The organism is Staphylococcus sp. EG-SA-17, assembly GCF_017151845.1.
In the GTDB taxonomy this organism is placed as follows: domain Bacteria; phylum Bacillota; class Bacilli; order Staphylococcales; family Staphylococcaceae; genus Staphylococcus; species Staphylococcus aureus.
Map to the genome: position 1 here is coordinate 33,359 of NZ_JACVZO010000016.1, position 23,247 is coordinate 56,605.

Sequence of the window (23,247 nt, forward strand, 5' to 3'; positions counted from 1 at the left end):
ATCTATCGTATTTATTCAGTAATATAAACTGGAAGGAGAAAAAATACATGGCTAGAGAATTTTCATTAGAAAAAACTCGTAATATCGGTATCATGGCTCACATTGATGCTGGTAAAACGACTACGACTGAACGTATTCTTTATTACACTGGCCGTATCCACAAAATTGGTGAAACACACGAAGGTGCTTCACAAATGGACTGGATGGAGCAAGAACAAGACCGTGGTATTACTATCACATCTGCTGCAACAACAGCAGCTTGGGAAGGTCACCGTGTAAACATTATCGATACACCTGGACACGTAGACTTCACTGTAGAAGTTGAACGTTCATTACGTGTACTTGACGGAGCAGTTACAGTACTTGATGCACAATCAGGTGTTGAACCTCAAACTGAAACAGTTTGGCGTCAGGCTACAACTTATGGTGTTCCACGTATCGTATTTGTAAACAAAATGGACAAATTAGGTGCTAACTTCGAATACTCTGTAAGTACATTACATGATCGTTTACAAGCTAACGCTGCTCCAATCCAATTACCAATTGGTGCGGAAGACGAATTCGAAGCAATCATTGACTTAGTTGAAATGAAATGTTTCAAATATACAAATGATTTAGGTACTGAAATTGAAGAAATTGAAATTCCTGAAGACCACTTAGATAGAGCTGAAGAAGCTCGTGCTAGCTTAATCGAAGCAGTTGCAGAAACTAGCGACGAATTAATGGAAAAATATCTTGGTGACGAAGAAATTTCAGTTTCTGAATTAAAAGAAGCTATCCGCCAAGCTACTACTAACGTAGAATTCTACCCAGTACTTTGTGGTACAGCTTTCAAAAACAAAGGTGTTCAATTAATGCTTGACGCTGTAATTGATTACTTACCTTCACCACTAGACGTTAAACCAATTATTGGTCACCGTGCTAGCAACCCTGAAGAAGAAGTAATCGCGAAAGCAGACGATTCAGCTGAATTCGCTGCATTAGCGTTCAAAGTTATGACTGACCCTTATGTTGGTAAATTGACATTCTTCCGTGTGTATTCAGGTACAATGACATCTGGTTCATACGTTAAGAACTCTACTAAAGGTAAACGTGAACGTGTAGGTCGTTTATTACAAATGCACGCTAACTCACGTCAAGAAATCGATACTGTATACTCTGGAGATATCGCTGCTGCGGTAGGTCTTAAAGATACAGGTACTGGTGATACTTTATGTGGTGAGAAAAATGACATTATCTTGGAATCAATGGAATTCCCAGAGCCAGTTATTCACTTATCAGTAGAGCCAAAATCTAAAGCTGACCAAGATAAAATGACTCAAGCTTTAGTTAAATTACAAGAAGAAGACCCAACATTCCATGCACACACTGACGAAGAAACTGGACAAGTTATCATCGGTGGTATGGGTGAGCTTCACTTAGACATCTTAGTAGACCGTATGAAGAAAGAATTCAACGTTGAATGTAACGTAGGTGCTCCAATGGTTTCATATCGTGAAACATTCAAATCATCTGCACAAGTTCAAGGTAAATTCTCTCGTCAATCTGGTGGTCGTGGTCAATACGGTGATGTTCACATTGAATTCACACCAAACGAAACAGGCGCAGGTTTCGAATTCGAAAACGCTATCGTTGGTGGTGTAGTTCCTCGTGAATACATTCCATCAGTAGAAGCTGGTCTTAAAGATGCTATGGAAAATGGTGTCTTAGCAGGTTATCCTTTAATTGATGTTAAAGCTAAATTATATGATGGTTCATACCATGATGTCGATTCATCTGAAATGGCCTTCAAAATTGCTGCATCATTAGCACTTAAAGAAGCTGCTAAAAAATGTGATCCTGTAATCTTAGAACCAATGATGAAAGTAACTATTGAAATGCCTGAAGAGTACATGGGTGATATCATGGGTGACGTAACATCTCGTCGTGGACGTGTTGATGGTATGGAACCTCGTGGTAATGCACAAGTTGTTAATGCTTATGTACCACTTTCAGAAATGTTCGGTTATGCAACATCATTACGTTCAAACACTCAAGGTCGCGGTACTTACACTATGTACTTCGATCACTATGCTGAAGTTCCAAAATCAATCGCTGAAGATATTATCAAGAAAAATAAAGGTGAATAATATAACTTGTTTTGACTAGCTAGCCTAGGTTAAAATACAAGGTGAGCTTAAATGTAAGCTATCATCTTTATAGTTTGATTTTTTGGGGTGAATGCATTATAAAAGAATTGTAAAATTCTTTTTGCATCGCTATAAATAATTTCTCATGATGGTGAGAAACTATCATGAGAGATAAATTTAAATATTATTTTTAATTAGAATAGGAGAGATTTTATAATGGCAAAAGAAAAATTCGATCGTTCTAAAGAACATGCCAATATCGGTACTATCGGTCACGTTGACCATGGTAAAACAACATTAACAGCAGCAATCGCTACTGTATTAGCAAAAAATGGTGACTCAGTTGCACAATCATATGACATGATTGACAACGCTCCAGAAGAAAAAGAACGTGGTATCACAATCAATACTTCTCACATTGAGTACCAAACTGACAAACGTCACTACGCTCACGTTGACTGCCCAGGACACGCTGACTACGTTAAAAACATGATCACTGGTGCTGCTCAAATGGACGGCGGTATCTTAGTAGTATCTGCTGCTGACGGTCCAATGCCACAAACTCGTGAACACATTCTTTTATCACGTAACGTTGGTGTACCAGCATTAGTAGTATTCTTAAACAAAGTTGACATGGTTGACGATGAAGAATTATTAGAATTAGTAGAAATGGAAGTTCGTGACTTATTAAGCGAATATGACTTCCCAGGTGACGATGTACCTGTAATCGCTGGTTCAGCATTAAAAGCTTTAGAAGGCGATGCTCAATACGAAGAAAAAATCTTAGAATTAATGGAAGCTGTAGATACTTACATTCCAACTCCAGAACGTGATTCTGACAAACCATTCATGATGCCAGTTGAGGACGTATTCTCAATCACTGGTCGTGGTACTGTTGCTACAGGCCGTGTTGAACGTGGTCAAATCAAAGTTGGTGAAGAAGTTGAAATCATCGGTTTACATGACACATCTAAAACAACTGTTACAGGTGTTGAAATGTTCCGTAAATTATTAGACTACGCTGAAGCTGGTGACAACATTGGTGCATTATTACGTGGTGTTGCTCGTGAAGACGTACAACGTGGTCAAGTATTAGCTGCTCCTGGTTCAATTACACCACATACTGAATTCAAAGCAGAAGTATACGTATTATCAAAAGACGAAGGTGGACGTCACACTCCATTCTTCTCAAACTATCGTCCACAATTCTATTTCCGTACTACTGACGTAACTGGTGTTGTTCACTTACCAGAAGGTACTGAAATGGTAATGCCTGGTGATAACGTTGAAATGACAGTAGAATTAATCGCTCCAATCGCGATTGAAGACGGTACTCGTTTCTCAATCCGTGAAGGTGGACGTACTGTAGGATCAGGCGTTGTTACTGAAATCATTAAATAATTTCTAATTTCTTAGATTTTATATAAAAAGAAGATCCCTCAATCGAGGGGTCTTTTTTTAATGTGTAAATTTTGTAATGGCTATTCGATTTAGAAGAACAATAATTGATGAAAGACTGACTAATAAAACTTATAACTGATAATACTGTTTAAATAAAATTGTTGAGTCTTGGACATTGTAAAATGCTCCCTTCAAAGTTTTCATTTTTTCAATGTCTACTTTGAAGGGAGCATTTCATTAGTTTATGTCTCAGATTCATATCTTTCAATTAATTTAAATGCTTAATTTGTTTTAAATACTTGCTCTAATTCAATGATTTTTAAAAATACAGCTACAGCGTATTTTAATGATTTTTCATCAATATCAAATTTGGGATTATGGTGTGGCGCTGTAATACCTTTACTTTCATTACCACAACCAGTCAGAAAGAATGCACCTGGTCGTACTTTCAAATAATGTGAAAAATCTTCTCCAATCATCATTAAATCTGATTCATTAAAGCGTACATGTAAGTCATTTGTTGCTTCTTTAATAACTTGATATGCTTTCTCGTTATTATGGACAGGCAAATACCCTTTAATATAATTCAAATCATAGTTAATATCATTTGCTATTGCTAAACCTTGTAAAAGCTTATCCATTTTGTCCATTACATGATTCTGTATATCTGAATCGAAAGTTCTAACTGTACCTTTACAAAATGCTTGATCAGGAATAACGCTATCTGTGGTGCCTGCTTGAATCATTCCAAATGAAAGTACAGCTTGTTTAACTGGATCGATCGTACGTGAAATTATTTTTTGTGCACTTAAAATGAACTCTGCCATGATTACTATTGGGTCAATGGTTTCATGAGGTTTGGCACCATGACCGCCACGACCTTTAATTGTGACACTAAATTCATCTGGAGAGGCCATGATTGCCCCCGCACGTGAATGAATAGTTCCAGTAGGATAACCACTCCATAAATGTGTACCGTAAATTCTATCTACATTTTCCAGACATCCAGCATCTATCATTTCTTGAGAACCACCTGGCATGATTTCTTCACCGTACTGGAATATTAATACAACATTACCTTCTAATAAATGTTTATGTTCATCTAAAATCTCTGCTACAGTAAGTAAAATTGCTGTATGACCATCATGCCCACACGCATGCATACATCCTGGATTTTTAGACTTATAAGGCACATCGTTTAATTCCTCGACAGGTAACGCATCAAAGTCAGCTCTTAATGCAATGGTAGGTCCTGTGCCCAAGCCTTTAAATGTGGCTTTGATACCATTGCGGCCGATAGGAGTTTCAATATCACAAGATAACTGGCTTAATTGGTTAACAATATAATCATGTGTTTGAAATTCTTCAAAAGATAACTCAGGATATTGGTGTAAATAACGTCTGAGTTGAATTGTTTTATTTTCTTTATTATTTGCTAGTTGGAACCAATCTAACACCCTTATCACTACTTTCTAAAATAATGTTTATAGTATAACATTTTATGAAATTATCGTACTAAATGATTGCTTTGAGATATTTTATCTATGAATGATAAGGCTTTCAAGTTATGTAGAATTACTGTATGATAAAGGTATTACCAAACAATACTTAAGGGGGATTATATACTGTGGTTCAATCATTACATGAGTTTTTAGAGGAAAATATAAATTATCTAAAAGAAAATGGTTTGTATAATGAAATAGATACAATTGAAGGTGCAAACGGACCAGAAATCAAAATCAATGGGAAATCATACATTAACTTATCTTCAAATAATTATTTAGGACTAGCAACAAATGAAGATTTGAAATCAGCTGCAAAAGCAGCTATTGATACACATGGTGTAGGTGCAGGCGCTGTTCGTACAATCAATGGTACATTAGATTTACACGACGAATTAGAAGAAACACTAGCAAAATTTAAAGGAACAGAAGCTGCAATAGCTTATCAATCAGGATTTAATTGTAATATGGCTGCTATTTCGGCTGTGATGAATAAAAATGATGCTATTTTATCAGATGAGCTTAATCATGCATCAATTATTGATGGATGTCGCTTATCTAAAGCTAAAATTATTCGAGTTAACCATTCAGACATGGATGATTTACGTGCGAAAGCAAAAGAAGCAGTTGAATCAGGTCAATACAATAAAGTGATGTATATCACTGATGGCGTTTTTAGTATGGATGGTGATGTGGCTAAATTACCTGAAATTGTAGAAATTGCAGAAGAATTTGGTTTATTAACTTATGTTGACGACGCTCATGGTTCAGGTGTTATGGGTAAAGGCGCTGGTACGGTTAAACATTTTGGTTTACAAGATAAAATCGATTTCCAAATAGGTACGCTTTCTAAAGCAATTGGTGTCGTTGGCGGTTATGTAGCAGGTACAAAAGAGTTAATAGATTGGTTAAAAGCACAATCACGACCATTCTTATTCTCTACATCATTAGCACCTGGGGATACCAAAGCAATAACTGAAGCAGTTAAAAAGTTAATGGATTCAACTGAATTACATGATAAATTATGGGACAATGCACAATATTTAAAAAATGGATTGTCAAAATTAGGATATGATACAGGTGAGTCAGAAACTCCAATTACACCAGTAATTATTGGTGATGAAAAAACAACTCAAGAATTTAGTAAGCGTTTAAAAGACGAAGGTGTCTATGTGAAATCTATCGTTTTCCCAACAGTACCAAGAGGTACAGGACGTGTAAGAAATATGCCTACAGCTGCACATACAAAAGACATGTTAGATGAAGCAATTGCGGCTTATGAAAAAGTAGGAAAAGAAATGAAGTTGATTTAATATTTATTTATTCCCACGGCAAATATTGTCGTGGGCTTTTTTAATGTTTAGTTTATTAACAGTAAGTTCTTATAACAATGTTTAGTGCTCCCCAAAAATTAAAGTTTGAATTTTAAAAGCATCTTGTAGAATTTAGTTGTATTTTTTACAAAGAAATTCATTTTGATTATTTTTGATAATGAGCATTTTAATAGTAATACATGTTTATAGTGTGTAGTATATGTCTATACTAGTAGTAACTATATAGAGAAAGTAGGAATAAACTATGTCACAAGATGTAAATGAATTAAGTAAGCAACCAACGCCAGATAAAGCAGAAGATAACGCATTTTTCCCATCACCATATTCCCTTAGTCAATATACAGCAACTAAAACAGATTTTGATGGTGTTGAACACAAAGGTGCCTATAAAGATGGTAAATGGAAAGTATTGATGATTGCTGCTGAAGAGAGATATGTATTATTGGAAAATGGAAAAATGTTCTCTACGGGTAATCATCCTGTTGAAATGTTATTACCTTTACATCATTTAATGGAAGCAGGTTTTGACGTTGATGTTGCGACATTATCTGGTTATCCAGTTAAATTAGAATTATGGGCTATGCCAACTGAAGACGAGGCAGTTATTAGTACTTATAATAAATTGAAAGAAAAATTAAAACAGCCAAAAAAATTAGCAGATGTGATTAAAAATGAATTAGGACCTGATTCAGACTATTTATCTGTCTTTATCCCAGGCGGACATGCTGCAGTTGTTGGTATTTCTGAAAGTGAGGACGTTCAACAAACATTAGATTGGGCATTAGACAATGACCGCTTTATAGTTACATTATGTCATGGACCAGCAGCACTACTTTCAGCAGGGCTTAACAGAGAAAAATCTCCATTAGAAGGATATTCTGTTTGTGTCTTCCCTGACTCATTAGATGAAGGTGCAAATATTGAAATAGGTTATTTACCTGGACGCTTGAAATGGTTAGTTGCTGATTTACTAACTAAACAAGGATTAAAAGTAGTTAACGACGATATGACAGGCAGAACGTTAAAAGATCGTAAATTATTAACAGGTGACAGTCCTTTAGCTTCAAATGAGTTAGGAAAATTAGCAGTTAATGAAATGTTAAATGCAATACAAAATAAATAATTAAATATTAATTAGAGGAGCCTCATATGTAAATGTATGAGGGCTCTTTTTTTTGGCAAAATTTAAGTGATACTTGTAAAATAGAACCTATTATGAGTATGATTTAAGAAAACGCTTGCAAAACTAATAACCGCAACTAGCGATATGGAGGAAACATGATGTCTTATAGCATTGGAATTGATTATGGAACAGCTTCAGGCCGTGTGTTTTTAATTAATACAACTAACGGTCAAGTAGTATCAAAATTTGTGAAACCATATACACATGGTGTCATTGAGAGTGAATTAAATGGTTTGAAAATACCATATACATATGCACTTCAAAATAGTAATGATTATTTAGAAATTATGGAAGAAGGAATATCATATATAGTACGTGAATCAAAAATAGATCCAGTCAATATAGTAGGTATTGGTATAGACTTTACTTCATCTACTATTATTTTTACTGACGAAAACCTTAACCCGGTACATAATTTAAAACAATTTAAAAACAATCCACATGCGTATGTGAAACTTTGGAAACATCATGGTGCATATAAAGAGGCAGAGAAATTATATCAAACTGCTATTGAAAATAATAATAAGTGGTTAGGCCATTATGGATATAATGTTAGTAGTGAATGGATGATTCCCAAAATAATGGAGGTCATGAATCGAGCACCAGAAATTATGGAAAAAACGGCTTATATTATGGAAGCGGGCGATTGGATTGTAAATAAATTAACTAATAAAAATGTACGCTCGAATTGTGGATTAGGTTTCAAAGCATTTTGGGAAGAAGAAACAGGGTTTCATTATGATTTATTTGATAAAATAGACCCCAAATTATCAAAAGTAATTCAAGATAAAGTATCTGCACCGGTTGTTAATATTGGTGAAGTAGTAGGGAAGCTGGACGATAAAATGGCACAGAAATTAGGATTATCAAAAGAGACTATGGTAAGTCCTTTTATTATTGATGCCCATGCTAGTTTATTAGGTATTGGGTCTGAAAAAGATAAAGAAATGACTATGGTGATGGGAACAAGCACATGCCATCTTATGTTAAATGAAAAGCAACATCAAGTGCCAGGTATATCAGGTTCTGTAAAAGGAGCAATTATTCCAGAATTATTTGCTTATGAAGCGGGACAATCAGCAGTAGGTGATTTGTTTGAGTATGTCGCTAAGCAAGCACCAAAGTCATATGTAGATGAAGCAGCAAATAGAAATATGACTGTATTTGAATTAATGAATGAAAAGATAAAACATCAAATGCCAGGTGAAAGCGGGCTCATTGCTCTTGATTGGCATAATGGAAATCGAAGTGTATTAAGTGATAGCAATTTAACAGGTTGTATCTTTGGATTAACTTTACAAACTAAGCATGAGGATATTTATAGAGCATATTTAGAAGCTACAGCATTTGGTACTAAGATGATTATGCAACAGTATCAAGATTGGCATATGGAAGTAGAAAAGGTATTTGCATGTGGCGGTATACCTAAAAAGAATGCTGTTATGATGGATATCTATGCGAATGTACTGAATAAAAAATTAATTGTTATGGATAGTGAGTATGCACCAGCAATAGGCGCAGCAATATTAGGTGCAGTCAGTGGTGGCGCACATAATTCAATTAATGATGCAGTTGATGCTATGAAAGAGCCAATTTTATACGAAATTAATCCAGAAGCGGAAAAAGTACAAAGGTATGAAACATTATTTAAAGCTTATAAGGCTTTACATGATATCCATGGTTATAAAAAAGCTAATATAATGAAAGATATCCAGAGTTTAAGAGTTGAGGGATAAAAAATTTAATTTGACAGTAATTAGCAATAATAAACGCTATAAATTACTAAAATCAATTAATACAACTAGAATTTCCATTTACAGAAATATCAGCAACATGTACATGTCATATATACAAGAAAGCGCTTTTATATTATAATTATTATGAAAATGAATATTATGTCCGCTTGTGATGGACTATAGCTATATAGAAGAGACAAAGGAGATATTTCTATGAAAAAAATTATGATTACTGGTGCATTAGGACAAATTGGTACAGAATTAGTTGTTAAGTGCAGAGAAATTTATGGGACAGATAATGTTCTTGCTACAGATATTAGGGAACCTGAAGCAGACTCACCTGTACAAAATGGACCATTTGAAATCTTAGACGTAACAGATCGTGACCGTATGTTTGAGTTAGTTAGGGACTTTGAAGCGGATAGTCTAATGCATATGGCAGCATTATTATCAGCAACTGCTGAGAAAAATCCAATTCTAGCTTGGGATTTAAATATGGGTGGATTAATGAATGCATTAGAAGCTGCAAGAACTTATAATTTGCACTTTTTCACACCAAGTTCAATTGGTGCATTTGGAGACTCAACTCCTAAAGTTAATACGCCACAAGTAACGATTCAGCAACCTACGACAATGTATGGTGTAAATAAAGTAGCTGGAGAATTATTGTGTCAATACTATTTCAAACGTTTTGGTGTAGATACAAGAAGTGTTAGATTCCCAGGTTTAATCTCGCATGTTAAAGAGCCAGGTGGCGGTACTACAGACTATGCTGTTGAAATATACTTCAAAGCAGTAAGAGAGGGTCATTATACAAGCTTCATAGATAAAGGCACGTATATGGATATGATGTATATGGATGATGCAATTGAAGCAATTATTAAACTTATGGAAGCAGACGACGCTAAATTAGAAACTAGAAACGGTTATAATTTGAGCGCAATGAGTTTTGATCCAGAGATGGTAAAAGAAGCAATTCAAGAATACTATCCAAATTTTACATTAGATTACGATGTTGATCCTATTAGACAAGGTATCGCTAATAGTTGGCCGGATTCTATTGATACAAGCTGTTCACGTGGCGAATGGGGATTTGATCCTAAATATGATTTAGCGAGCATGACTAAATTAATGTTAGAAGCTATTGAACAAAAAGATACTGTTAAAAATAATAACTAATCATTTCCATTCACTTTAATACACGGAATGATATTTTAAATTACTCTTTATTTTAATAAACTAGTGCATGAATTCTAATATTATTCATTATACTTATTGAATTCGCGAGCTTAGTTCATTTTAAAGTAAAGAGTTTTTTGTATGTAAAGTATATTAGTAAAACACAGATTACTTGTCTCTGTGAAATTAATACGTTTATACTAAAAGATATAGTCTTTCTAGAAATCTGTTAATTAATTTTGAATTTTTAGAAAATTTGTTGAACAGCAAAATATGGATTGTTATAATTTAAGTTAAACAAATTCTTATACAATATTATTAGGAGGCAATCACCATGTCACAAGCAGTTAAAGTTGAACGACGAGAAACATTAAAACAAAAACCAAATACATCTCAACTAGGTTTTGGTAAATATTTTACTGATTATATGTTGAGTTATGATTATGATGCAGAAAAAGGATGGCATGATTTGAAGATAGTACCTTATGGTCCTATTGAAATTTCACCTGCTGCACAAGGTGTTCATTATGGTCAATCGGTATTCGAAGGATTAAAAGCATATAAAAAAGATGGGGAAGTTGCACTTTTCCGTCCTGAAGAAAATTTTAAGCGTCTTAATAACTCGTTAGCACGATTAGAAATGCCTCAAGTAGACGAAGCAGAATTGTTAGAGGGGTTAAAACAATTAGTTGATATAGAAAGAGATTGGATTCCTGAAGGGGAAGGTCAATCATTATATATTCGTCCATTTGTTTTTGCAACAGAAGGGGCACTTGGCGTTGGTGCATCACATCAGTATAAATTATTAATTATTTTATCTCCTTCAGGTGCATATTATGGTGGTGAGACTTTAAAACCAACTAAAATCTATGTAGAAGATGAATATGTACGTGCTGTTCGTGGCGGTGTAGGCTTTGCAAAAGTTGCAGGTAACTATGCGGCAAGTTTATTAGCACAAACTAATGCAAATAAATTAGGTTATGACCAAGTATTATGGCTTGATGGTGTTGAACAGAAATATATCGAAGAAGTTGGTAGCATGAACATTTTCTTCGTTGAAAATGGCAAAGTAATTACACCAGAGTTGAATGGCAGTATTTTACCTGGTATTACACGTAAATCTATTATCGAATTAGCTAAAAACTTAGGATATGAAGTCGAAGAGCGCCGCGTTTCAATCGATGAATTATTCGAATCATATGATAAAGGTGAGTTAACAGAAGTATTTGGTAGTGGTACTGCAGCAGTTATTTCACCTGTGGGTACATTGAGATACGAAGATCGTGAAATCGTTATTAATAATAATGAGACTGGTGAAATTACTCAAAAATTATACGACGTCTATACTGGTATTCAAAATGGTACTTTAGAAGATAAAAATGGTTGGAGAGTCGTTGTACCAAAATATTAATAAAAATTGAATATAATCATGAAAACAATATGTAAAAGTTAATCATGACTAAAATCCCTTTCAATGAAGCGAAGCATGGTAATAAATTAAGTTTACAATGTTTATTGTTAAGTATTGAAGGGGATTTCACTTATTATTATATTTAATTCAATATTTAAATAGAACAATACTACGAGTTCATTTTCAGGGGATAACGAATATCATAGAATCAGCATAATACGAAATAAATAAATAGGAGTATTGATATCAATGGAATGGATATTATTTGATAAAGATGGTACGTTAATTGAATTTGATAGAAGTTGGGAAAAAATAGGGGTACGATTTGTACAATCATTGCTTGAGACTTTCCCAGTACATAATAAAGAAGCTGCTTTAAGACAACTCGGTGTCATTAAAGAATCTATTGATCCAAAATCAGTGATGGGTTCAGGATCTTTACAACAAATTATCCAGGCATTTAATGATGTGACGGGACAAGATACAACCGACTGGTCCAAGTCAACAAGTCAAAAGCTGGTAGATGAACGTATTCCTGAAATTAATTGGGTAGAAGGTGTTAAAGAAGCACTTATCGATTTGAAAGCAAAAGGCTATCAACTTGGTATTGTTACGAGTGATACTAAAAAAGGTGTAGAACAATTTTTAGCACATACCAATGCTATCTCGTTGTTCGATTTGATCATTTCTACCGAAGCGGATGCCTATGAGAAGCCAAATCCTAAAGTATTATCGCCTTTATTTGAGCAATATAATGTAGATCCTCAGAAAGTAGCTATAGTAGGAGACACTGCTAATGATATGAAGACAGCAAGTAATGCAAATTTAGGTATGGCAATAGGTGTATTAACAGGTATTGCAACAAAAGAAGAATTACATGAAGCTGATATTATTTTAAATAGTGCGGCAGATATTTTAGAAGCTTTAAATTAAAAAGAAAGACATAGTGTATATGTGAATTAATGTATTCGATAGAATTGATAATGTAATCGATGATATCTATGGAATATACATTGAATATAAACATATACGCTATGTCTTTAGTCTTTTATCGTGTATCTACTTGTCGATATGTTTGAATAATTCGAGCAATTTTGTCTATCATAGGATTTAAAGATTCGGGGTCCTTATGGATATCATATTCATTAATATTGATACGTACAACTGGACATGCATTAAAGCTATTAATCCAATCGTCATAGCGTTTAAATAGCTTTTTCCAGTATTCAGGGTCTGTATTAATTTCCATTTCGCGACCACGTTCAATAATACGATCAATGACCTCATCATAGTTACATTCTAAATAAATCATTACATCAGGTTTAGGAAAATAAGGTGTCATGACCATGGCATTAAATAAGTCTGAATATGTTTTGAAATCTTCTTTACTCATTGTGCCTTCTTCTTCATGCATTTTTGCAAAAATATCAACATCTTCATAAATTGATCGATCTTGGACAAAGCCACCACCATATTCAAACATACGCTTTTGTTCTTTAAAACGTTCAGCTAAGAAGTAAATTTGCAAATGGAAACTCCATCGTTCAAAATCGCTGTAAAATTTATCTAAATATGGATTATGCTCGACATTTTCAAAAGACGTTTTAAAGTTTAATTTATCTGCAAGTGCTTGCGTTAGTGTTGATTTTCCAACACCAACTGTACCTGCAATGGTTATAATGGCATTTTGTGGAATACCGTAATTATTCATTGGTAATATCTCCTATCATAGGTAATATAATATGTAATATATCTTCGTAATCTTGTTCATTTTTAAGAAAATCAATAGAAGTTGTATCGATTAAAACTACATTTGAACCATTACTTTGTAAGGACTCATAATACTCACGATAATCTTTTTTTAACTTTAACAGATATTCATCTTCTATTTGATGCTCAAAACTACGGTTACGTTTAGCAATTCTAGATTTTAACACATCAAGGTCTGCATCTAAAAAGATAATCATATTCGGCATAATCATATCTTCAGTTAAAATATCATAAATTTTACTGAATTTCTGAAATTCAACAGAACTCAAAGTATTTTTAGCAAATATCTTATTTTTATGTATATGATAATCACTAACTACACCTTGATTTAGTTGTGTTACATCTTGAAATTGCTTATATCTATTGCATAAAAAGAACATTTCAGTTTGAAAACTCCATTTAGAGATATCTTCATAAAAGTCTGATAAAAATGGATTTTCTGTGATGATTTCTTTTTCTTCATAAAAATCTAAAGTTTGACTTAATTTGTGTGCAAGTGAAGATTTACCTACGCCAATAGGACCTTCAATTGCTATAAAAGGTTTGTTCATATTCACATCTCCAAATGTTAAAATAGACATTGAGTATTGTACCATAAGTGAGGTATCTGGACATAAATGACAAATGATATATATTTTATGACATTAGCGATTGAAGAAGCTAAAAAAGCAGCTCAACTAGGCGAAGTACCTATAGGTGCTATCATCACTAAAGATGATGAAGTTATCGCTAGAGCACATAATTTAAGAGAAACACTACAACAACCAACGGCGCATGCTGAACATATTGCAATTGAACGTGCAGCCAAAGTGTTAGGTAGTTGGCGTTTAGAAGGTTGCACATTATATGTAACCTTAGAACCATGTGTCATGTGCGCAGGAACAATTGTAATGAGTCGCATTCCAAGAGTCGTCTATGGCGCAGATGATCCTAAAGGTGGTTGTAGTGGCAGTTTAATGAATTTATTGCAACAATCTAATTTTAATCATCGTGCAATTGTTGATAAAGGTGTACTTAAAGAAGCATGTAGCACATTATTAACAACATTTTTTAAAAACTTAAGAGCCAATAAGAAATCCACCAATTAGACGATAGTACATACTAATTAAAATTTGTTAGAATTACATTATATGATAAATTAATGACAATATAAATGTTAATAGAAAAGTATGTGCGCTGAGTATATATTCTTATTTAAGAACAAGATTTTAAATTTACGAAACGAGGTAACATAATGATAAAACTAATAGCCACTGATATGGATGGTACGCTACTTAATGCAGCACATGAAATTTCTCAACCTAATATTGATGCGATTAAATACGCTCAAGAACAAGGGATAACGGTTGTTATCGCGACAGGTCGAGCATTTTATGAAGCACAAGCACCAGTTGCTGACACAGATTTAACAGTACCATATATTTGTTTGAATGGTGCTGAAGTACGTGATGAAACTTTCAATGTAATGAGCACTTCACACCTTAATAAATCGTTAGTACACAAAATTACAAATGTTTTAAAAGATGCAGGTATTTATTATCAAGTATACACGAGTCGTGCGATTTATACTGAAGATCCACAAAGAGATTTAGACATTTACATAGATATTGCTGAGCGTGCAGGTCAACATGCAAACGTTGAGCGTATTAAAAATGGTATTCAAAGACGCATAGATAATGGTACGTTGAAAGTTGTTGATAATTATGATGCTATTGAAAACATACCTGGTGAATTAATTATGAAAATATTAGCATTTGATGGAAATTTAGAAAAAATTGACAAAGCTAGTAAAATTTTAGCTGAATCTCCGAATTTAGCTATATCATCATCTTCGAGAGGAAATATAGAAATAACGCATTCAGATGCACAAAAAGGTATTGCGCTAGAAACAATTGCCGAAAGATTAGGGATTGAAATGAAAGATGTCATGGCAATAGGTGACAATTTAAATGACTTATCAATGTTAGAGAAAGTTGGCTATCCAGTTGCGATGGAAAATGGTGCAGAAGAAGTTAAAAAAATAGCGAAATATGTCACAGATACGAATGAAAATAGTGGTGTTGGAAAAGCTATTATGAAATTATTACGTGAACAACAAGTTTAATAAAAAAAGAGGGGTCAAATATGAAAGGATTAATTATTATTGGCAGTGCACAAGTGAATGCACATACAAGTGCACTAGCAAGATACTTAACTGAGCATTTTAAAACACATGATATTGAAGCGGAAATATTCGATTTAGCAGAAAAACCGTTAAATCAATTAGATTTTTCAGGAACAACACCGTCTATTGATGAAATCAAACAAAATATGAAAGATTTAAAAGAGAAAGCAATGGCGGCGGACTTTTTAATATTAGGAACGCCAAACTATCATGGTTCATATTCTGGAATATTGAAAAATGCATTAGATCATCTAAATATGGATTATTTTAAAATGAAACCTGTAGGCTTAATAGGAAATAGTGGTGGTATTGTTAGTTCAGAGCCATTGTCACATTTAAGAGTAATCGTCAGAAGTTTACTAGGCATTGCTGTACCAACTCAAATAGCAACACATGATTCTGATTTTGCTAAAAATGAAGATGGTTCATATTACTTAAATGATAGTGAATTCCAATTACGAGCAAGATTATTTGTCGATCAAATTGTATCTTTTGTGAATAATAGTCCATATGAACATTTAAAATAATATTAAAAAATATGTAAATATACATTAAAAATAGGTATGTAGCTTAAGGTATTTCATTGAGAATGCTTTTAAGTCACATGCCTATTTTTTGTTCTAATGCACCAATAGTAAGCCTTTGAGATTACTGTTGTGAGCAATGTTATTAATTAAAATAAGATGTAATAGCGAATTGAAAACAAGCTTAGATTAAAAGTGAGTTTTAAAAATATAGATAAATAATTTAAAGCAATTAAAGAAAAAAAGTATTAAAAATTGCAATTCTTAAACTGGAATTCATATTAATATTTGTAGCAAATAACATTGTAAAATAAAGAAAAATAATTAAAGTATTGCACTTTATTGAAATTTATATTACGATAGTAATGCAGAAATTTATATATGCAAAATATTATATTTATCAAATTTTGATATTTTAAAGGAGTATTATTAAATGAATAATAAAAAGACAGCAACAAATAGAAAAGGCATGATACCAAATCGATTAAACAAATTTTCGATAAGAAAGTATTCTGTAGGTACTGCTTCAATTTTAGTAGGGACAACATTGATTTTTGGGTTAAGTGGTCATGAAGCTAAAGCGGCAGAACATACGAATGGAGAATTAAATCAATCAAAAAATGAAACGACAGGCACAAGTGAGAATAAAACAACTGAAAAAGTTGATAGTCGTCAACTAAAAGACAATACGCAAACTGCAACTGCAGATCAGCCTAAAGTGACAATGAGTGATAGTGCAACAGTTAAAGAAACTAGTAGTAACATGCAATCACCACAAAACGCTACAGCTAATCAATCTACTACACAAACTAGCAATGTAACAACAAATGATAAATCATCAACTACATATAGTAATGAAACTGATAAAAGTAATTTAACACAGGCTAAAGATGTTTCAGCTACTCCTAAAACAACGACTATTAAACCAAGAACATTAAACCGTATGGCTGTGAACACAGTAGCAGCACCACAACAAGGTACAAATGTTAATGATAAAGTTCATTTTTCAAATATTGATATTGCTATTGATAAAGGACACTTAAATAAAGATACTGGCAAAACTGAATTTTGGGCAACTTCAAGTGATGTTTTAAAATTAAAAGCGAATTACACAATCGATGATTCTGTTAAAGAGGGCGATACATTTACTTTTAAATATGGTCAATATTTCCGTCCAGGTTCTGTAAGATTACCTGCACAAAATCAAAATTTATATAATGCCCAAGGTAATATTATTGCAAAAGGTATTTACGATAGTAAAACAAATACAACAACGTATACTTTTACGAATTATGTAGATCAATATACAAATGTTAGCGGTAGCTTTGAACAAGTTTCATTCGCCAAACGTGAAAATGCAACAACTGATAAAACTGCTTATAAAATGGAAGTTACATTAGGAAACGATAAATATAGTAAAGACGTCATTGTCGATTATGGTAATAAAAAAGGACAACAACTCATTTCAAGTACAAACTATATTAACAATGAAGATTTATCACGTAATATGACTGTTTATGTAAACCAACCTAAAAATAAATATACAAAAGAAACATTAGTAACAAATTTAACTGGTTATAAATTTAATCCAGATGCTAAAAACTTTAAAATTTATGAAGTAACTAACCAAAATCAGTTTGTGGATAGTTTCACCCCAGATACTTCAAAACTTACAGATGTCACTGATAAATTTAAAATTACATACAGTAATGATAATAAGACGGCGACAGTAGATTTATTGAATGGTCAATCTAGTAGTGATAAACAATACATCATTCAACAAGTTGCTTATCCAGATAATAGTTCAACAGATAATGGGAAAATTGATTATACTTTAGAAACACAAAATGGAAAAAGTAGTTGGTCAAACAGTTATTCAAATGTGAATGGCTCATCAACTGCTAATGGCGACCAAAAGAAATATAATCTAGGTGACTATGTATGGGAAGATACAAATAAAGATGGTAAACAAGATGCCAATGAAAAAGGGATTAAAGGTGTTTATGTCATTCTTAAAGATAGTAACGGTAAAGAATTAGATCGTACGACAACAGATGAAAATGGTAAATATCAGTTCACTGGTTTAAGCAATGGAACTTATAGTGTAGAGTTTTCAACACCAGCCGGTTATACACCGACAACTGCAAATGCAGGTACAGATGATGCTGTAGATTCTGATGGACTAACTACAACAGGTGTCATTAAAGACGCTGACAACATGACATTAGATAGTGGATTCTACAAAACGCCAAAATATAGTTTAGGTGATTATGTTTGGTACGACAGTAATAAAGATGGTAAACAAGATTCGACTGAAAAAGGAATTAAAGGTGTTAAAGTTACTTTGCAAAACGAAAAAGGCGAAGTAATTGGTACAACTGAAACAGATGAAAATGGTAAATACCGCTTTGATAATTTAGATAGTGGTAAATACAAAGTTATCTTTGAAAAACCTGCTGGCTTAACTCAAACAGGTACAAATACAACTGAAGATGATAAAGATGCCGATGGTGGCGAAGTTGATGTAACAATTACGGATCATGATGATTTCACACTTGATAATGGTTACTACGAAGAAGAAACATCAGATAGCGACTCAGATAGCGACTCAGATTCGGACAGCGACTCAGACTCAGATAGCGACTCAGATTCGGACAGCGATTCAGACTCAGATAGCGACTCAGATTCAGACAGCGATTCAGACTCAGATAGCGACTCAGACTCAGATAGCGACTCAGATTCGGACAGCGATTCATACTCAGATAGCGACTCATACTCAGATAGCGACTCAGATTCAGACAGCGACTCAGATTCAGATAGCGACTCAGATTCAGATAGCGATTCAGATTCAGATAGCGACTCAGATTCAGATAGCGATTCAGATTCAGACAGCGACTCAGATTCAGATAGCGACTCAGACTCAGACAGAGATTCAGATTCAGACAGAGATTCAGATTCAGATAGCGACTCAGACTCAGATAGCGACTCAGACTCGGATAGCGATTCAGATTCAGACAGCGACTCAGATTCAGACAGCGACTCAGATTCAGACAGCGACTCAGATTCAGATAGCGATTCGGACTCAGACAACGATTCAGATTCAGATGCAGGTAAACATACTCCGGCTAAACCAATGAGTACGGTTAAAGATCAGCATAAAACAGCTAAAGCATTACCAGAAACAGGTAGTGAAAATAATAATTCAAATAATGGCACATTATTCGGTGGATTATTCGCGGCATTAGGATCATTATTGTTATTCGGTCGTCGTAAAAAACAAAATAAATAATATGATTAACTTAACCAGGTCCATGTGGCCTGGTTTTTTCTGTTTAGAAATTCCCAGATATAAAACAAAAAATCTTTAAGGAATAGATACAATTTAATTTGTTACAGAAATGTAATTGTCTATGAATTAGAAAAGCTAAGATATTAATTTTAAGGGCAAATAATACTATTTTTTATGATAATTAAATAAAGATTACAAAACGCATAAAAATTTTTATTTAAACACGAATGTTAAATAACGTTTTACGATAAAGAAAAATAATTAAAGTATTGTGCTTTATCTAAAAATGTAATACTATATTGATATACATTTTTGTATTTAAAACAATTGTATTATTTAAAAATTTGATGAATTAGGAGTAATCTAATGCTAAACAGAGAAAATAAAACGGCAATAACAAGAAAAGGCATGGTATCCAATCGATTAAATAAATTTTCGATTAGAAAGTACACAGTGGGAACAGCATCAATTTTAGTAGGTACAACATTAATTTTTGGTCTGGGGAACCAAGAAGCAAAGGCTGCAGAAAGTACTAATAAAGAATTGAACGAAGCGACAACTTCAGCAAGTGATAATCAATCGAGTGATAAAGTTGATATGCAGCAACTAAATCAAGAAGACAATACTAAAAATGATAATCAAAAAGAAATGGTATCATCTCAAGGTAATGAAACGACTTCAAATGGGAATAAATTAATAGAAAAAGAAAGTGTACAATCTACCACTGGAAATAAAGTTGAAGTTTCAACTGCCAAATCAGATGAGCAAGCTTCACCAAAATCTACGAATGAAGATTTAAACACTAAACAAACTATAAGTAATCAAGAAGCGTTACAACCTGATTTGCAAGAGAATAAATCAGTGGTAAATGTTCAACCAACTAATGAGGAAAACAAAAAGGTAGATGCCAAAACTGAATCAACTACATTAAATGTTAAAAGTGATGCTATCAAGAGTAATGATGAAACTCTTGTTGATAACAATAGTAATTCAAATAATGAAAATAATGCAGATATCATTTTGCCAAAAAGTACAGCACCTAAACGTTTGAATACAAGAATGCGTATAGCAGCAGTACAGCCATCATCAACAGAGGCTAAAAATGTTAATGATTTAATCACATCAAATACAACATTAACTGTCGTTGATGCAGATAAAAACAATAAAATCGTACCAGCACAAGATTATCTAGCATTAAAATCACAAATTAAAGTTGATGACAAAGTTAAATCAGGTGATTATTTCACAATAAAATACTCAGATACAGTACAAGTATATGGATTGAATCCGGAAGATATTAAAAATATTGGAGATATTAAAGATCCAAATAATGGTGAAACAATTGCGACTGCAAAACATGATACTGCAAATAATTTAATTACATATACATTTACAGATTATGTAGATAGATTTAATTCTGTACAAATGGGAATTAATTATTCAATTTATATGGATGCTGATACAATTCCTGTTAGTAAAAACGATGTTGAGTTTAATGTTACGATAGGTAATACTACAACAAAAACAACTGCTAACATTCAATATCCAGATTATGTTTCTAGAGATAATAATTCTATAGGTTCAGCATTTACTGAAACTGTTTCACATGCAGGTAATGCAGAAGACCCGGGTTACTATATACAGACTGTTTATGTAAATCCATCGGAAAAAACTTTAACAAATGCTAAATTAAAAGTTGAAGCTTATCATAAGGATTATCCTGACAATGTAGGTCAAATAAATAAAAATGTAACTAAAATTAAAATTTATCAAGCACCAAAAGACTATGTTTTAAACAAAGGTTATGATGTTAATACAAATCAACTTATAGATGTGACTGAACAATTTAAAGATAAGATTACATACGGAACTAATGACAGTGTAAATGTTGATTTTGGTAGCATTAACAATTCTTATGTAGTTATGGTGGATACAAAATTTGAATTTACAACTAGTGAAAGTCCAACACTTGTTCAAATGGCAACTTTGACTTCTGATGGAAACAGATCCGTTTCTACTGGCAATGCTTTAGGATTTACTAATAACCAAAGTGGTGGTGCTGGTCAAGAAGTCTATAAAATTGGTAACTACGTTTGGGAAGATACAAATAAAAATGGTATTCAAGAATTAGGGGAAGTTGGAGTAAAAGGTGTAACAGTGGTTGCATATGACAATAAAACTAATAAAGAAGTTGGAAGAACGATTACTGATGAAAAAGGAGGGTACTTGATTCCAAACTTACCTAATGGAGATTACCGTGTAGAATTTTCAAACTTACCAAAAGGTTATGAAGTAACCCCTTCAAAACAAGGTAATAACGAAGAATTAGATTCAAACGGCTTATCTTCAGTTATTACAGTTAATGGCAAAGATAACTTATCTGCAGACTTAGGTATTTACAAACCTAAATACAACTTAGGTGACTATGTATGGGAAGATACAAATAAAAATGGTATTCAAGATCAAGATGAAAAAGGTATATCTGGCGTAACGGTAACATTAAAAGATGAAAACGGTAACGTGTTAAAAACAGTTACAACAGACGCTGATGGCAAATATAAATTTACTGATTTAGGTAATGGTAATTATAAAGTTGAATTTACTACACCAGAAGGCTATACACCGACTACAGTAACATCTGGTAGCGACATTGAAAAAGACTCTAATGGTTTAACAACAACAGGTGTTATTAATGGTGCTGATAACATGACATTAGATAGTGGATTTTACAAAACACCAAAATATAATTTAGGTAATTATGTATGGGAAGATACAAATAAAGATGGTAAGCAGGATTCAACTGAAAAAGGTATTTCAGGCGTAACAGTTACATTGAAAAATGAAAACGGTGAAGTTTTACAAACAACTAAAACAGATAAAGATGGTAAATATCAATTTACTGGATTAGAAAATGGAACTTATAAAGTTGAATTCGAAACACCATCAGGTTACACACCAACACAAGTAGGTTCGGGAACTGATGAAGGTATAGATTCAAATGGTACATCAACAACAGGTGTCATTAAAGATAAAGATAACGATACTATTGACTCTGGTTTCTACAAACCGACTTACAACTTAGGTGACTATGTATGGGAAGATACAAATAAAAACGGTGTTCAAGATAAAGATGAAAAGGGTATTTCAGGTGTAACAGTTACGTTAAAAGATGAAAACGACAAAGTTTTAAAAACAGTTACAACAGATGAAAATGGTAAATATCAATTCACTGATTTAAACAATGGAACTTATAAAGTTGAATTCGAGACACCATCAGGTTATACACCAACTTCAGTAACTTCTGGAAATGATACTGAAAAAGATTCTAATGGTTTAACAACAACAGGTGTCATTAAAGATGCAGATAACATGACATTAGACAGTGGTTTCTATAAAACACCAAAATATAGTTTAGGTGATTATGTTTGGTACGACAGTAATAAAGACGGCAAACAAGATTCAACTGAAAAAGGTATCAAAGATGTTAAAGTTACTTTATTAAATGAAAAAGGCGAAGTAATTGGAACAACTACAACAGATGAAAATGGTAAATATCGTTTCGATAATTTAGATAGCGGTAAATACAAAGTTATTTTTGAAAAGCCTGCTGGCTTAACACAAACAG

16 protein-coding genes are annotated in these 23,247 nt (G+C 33.0%); 13 read left to right on the forward strand and 3 right to left on the reverse strand.

Going from position 1 to position 23,247, the window contains the following annotated elements; translation table 11 throughout:
• Positions 1 to 47: 47 nt before the first annotated feature.
• Positions 48 to 2,129 (forward strand): elongation factor G, encoded by a 2,082-nt coding sequence (fusA, locus tag IDG65_RS08800; protein ID WP_000090315.1) that lies wholly within the window; start codon positions 48 to 50, stop codon positions 2,127 to 2,129.
• Positions 2,130 to 2,345: 216 nt separating this feature from the next.
• Entirely contained in the window at positions 2,346 to 3,530 is a 1,185-nt protein-coding gene (tuf, locus tag IDG65_RS08805) for an elongation factor Tu (protein ID WP_001040568.1), read from the forward strand.
• A gap of 281 nt (positions 3,531 to 3,811) precedes the next feature.
• On the opposite strand, the gene IDG65_RS08810 is transcribed toward tuf, so the two are convergent.
• On the reverse strand, positions 3,812 to 4,987 hold the full coding sequence (locus tag IDG65_RS08810; protein ID WP_000887920.1) for a M20 family metallopeptidase: 1,176 nt from the start codon (positions 4,985 to 4,987) through the stop codon (positions 3,812 to 3,814).
• A 170-nt stretch (positions 4,988 to 5,157) separates the two neighbouring features.
• Here IDG65_RS08810 and IDG65_RS08815 point away from each other — a divergent pair, with 170 nt between their 5' ends.
• The 6 genes from IDG65_RS08815 (at position 5,158) to IDG65_RS08840 (ending at position 12,808) form a co-directional block, all read left to right on the forward strand.
• Positions 5,158 to 6,345: a glycine C-acetyltransferase gene (locus IDG65_RS08815; RefSeq protein ID WP_000250823.1), complete on the forward strand. Its 1,188-nt coding sequence runs from the start codon at positions 5,158 to 5,160 to the stop codon at positions 6,343 to 6,345.
• A gap of 265 nt (positions 6,346 to 6,610) precedes the next feature.
• Positions 6,611 to 7,489 carry a glyoxalase III HchA gene (hchA, locus tag IDG65_RS08820; protein ID WP_000076410.1) on the forward strand — a complete coding sequence of 293 codons (879 nt, stop codon included), beginning with the start codon at positions 6,611 to 6,613 and terminating at the stop codon, positions 7,487 to 7,489.
• Between the two features lie 158 nt (positions 7,490 to 7,647).
• A complete protein-coding gene (locus tag IDG65_RS08825) occupies positions 7,648 to 9,285 on the forward strand; it encodes a ribulokinase (protein ID WP_000122359.1) in 1,638 nt (545 codons plus the stop codon).
• 213 nt (positions 9,286 to 9,498) lie between these two features.
• On the forward strand, positions 9,499 to 10,464 hold the full coding sequence (locus IDG65_RS08830) for an NAD-dependent epimerase/dehydratase family protein (protein ID WP_000723301.1): 966 nt from the start codon (positions 9,499 to 9,501) through the stop codon (positions 10,462 to 10,464).
• A gap of 334 nt (positions 10,465 to 10,798) precedes the next feature.
• Positions 10,799 to 11,875 carry a branched-chain amino acid aminotransferase gene (locus IDG65_RS08835; RefSeq protein ID WP_000076040.1) on the forward strand — a complete coding sequence of 359 codons (1,077 nt, stop codon included), beginning with the start codon at positions 10,799 to 10,801 and terminating at the stop codon, positions 11,873 to 11,875.
• A 249-nt stretch (positions 11,876 to 12,124) separates the two neighbouring features.
• Positions 12,125 to 12,808, forward strand: a complete 684-nt coding sequence (locus IDG65_RS08840; RefSeq protein WP_000454780.1) for an HAD family hydrolase — start codon at positions 12,125 to 12,127, stop codon at positions 12,806 to 12,808.
• A gap of 115 nt (positions 12,809 to 12,923) precedes the next feature.
• Here IDG65_RS08840 and IDG65_RS08845 read toward each other — a convergent pair whose 3' ends face one another.
• Entirely contained in the window at positions 12,924 to 13,586 is a 663-nt protein-coding gene (locus tag IDG65_RS08845; protein ID WP_001067261.1) for a deoxynucleoside kinase, read from the reverse strand.
• Entirely contained in the window at positions 13,579 to 14,196 is a 618-nt protein-coding gene (locus tag IDG65_RS08850; protein ID WP_001039519.1) for a deoxynucleoside kinase, read from the reverse strand. Before IDG65_RS08850 ends, IDG65_RS08845 begins: the two co-directional genes overlap by 8 nt.
• Before the next feature lie 66 nt (positions 14,197 to 14,262).
• On the opposite strand from IDG65_RS08850, the gene tadA reads away from it, so the two are divergent.
• The 5 genes from tadA to sdrD all read left to right on the forward strand — a co-directional run.
• On the forward strand, positions 14,263 to 14,733 hold the full coding sequence (gene tadA, locus IDG65_RS08855; RefSeq protein WP_000180281.1) for a tRNA adenosine(34) deaminase TadA: 471 nt from the start codon (positions 14,263 to 14,265) through the stop codon (positions 14,731 to 14,733).
• Between the two features lie 146 nt (positions 14,734 to 14,879).
• Positions 14,880 to 15,749, forward strand: coding sequence for a Cof-type HAD-IIB family hydrolase (locus IDG65_RS08860; RefSeq protein ID WP_000593361.1), 870 nt, complete (start codon positions 14,880 to 14,882; stop codon positions 15,747 to 15,749).
• A 20-nt stretch (positions 15,750 to 15,769) separates the two neighbouring features.
• Positions 15,770 to 16,336, forward strand: coding sequence for an NADPH-dependent FMN reductase (locus IDG65_RS08865; RefSeq protein WP_052997679.1), 567 nt, complete (start codon positions 15,770 to 15,772; stop codon positions 16,334 to 16,336).
• A gap of 430 nt (positions 16,337 to 16,766) precedes the next feature.
• Positions 16,767 to 19,622: an MSCRAMM family adhesin SdrC gene (gene sdrC / locus IDG65_RS08870; protein WP_168754018.1), complete on the forward strand. Its 2,856-nt coding sequence runs from the start codon at positions 16,767 to 16,769 to the stop codon at positions 19,620 to 19,622.
• A 366-nt stretch (positions 19,623 to 19,988) separates the two neighbouring features.
• A partial coding sequence (gene sdrD / locus IDG65_RS08875) for an MSCRAMM family adhesin SdrD (protein WP_050958612.1) occupies positions 19,989 to 23,247 on the forward strand: 3,259 nt, incomplete at its 3' end.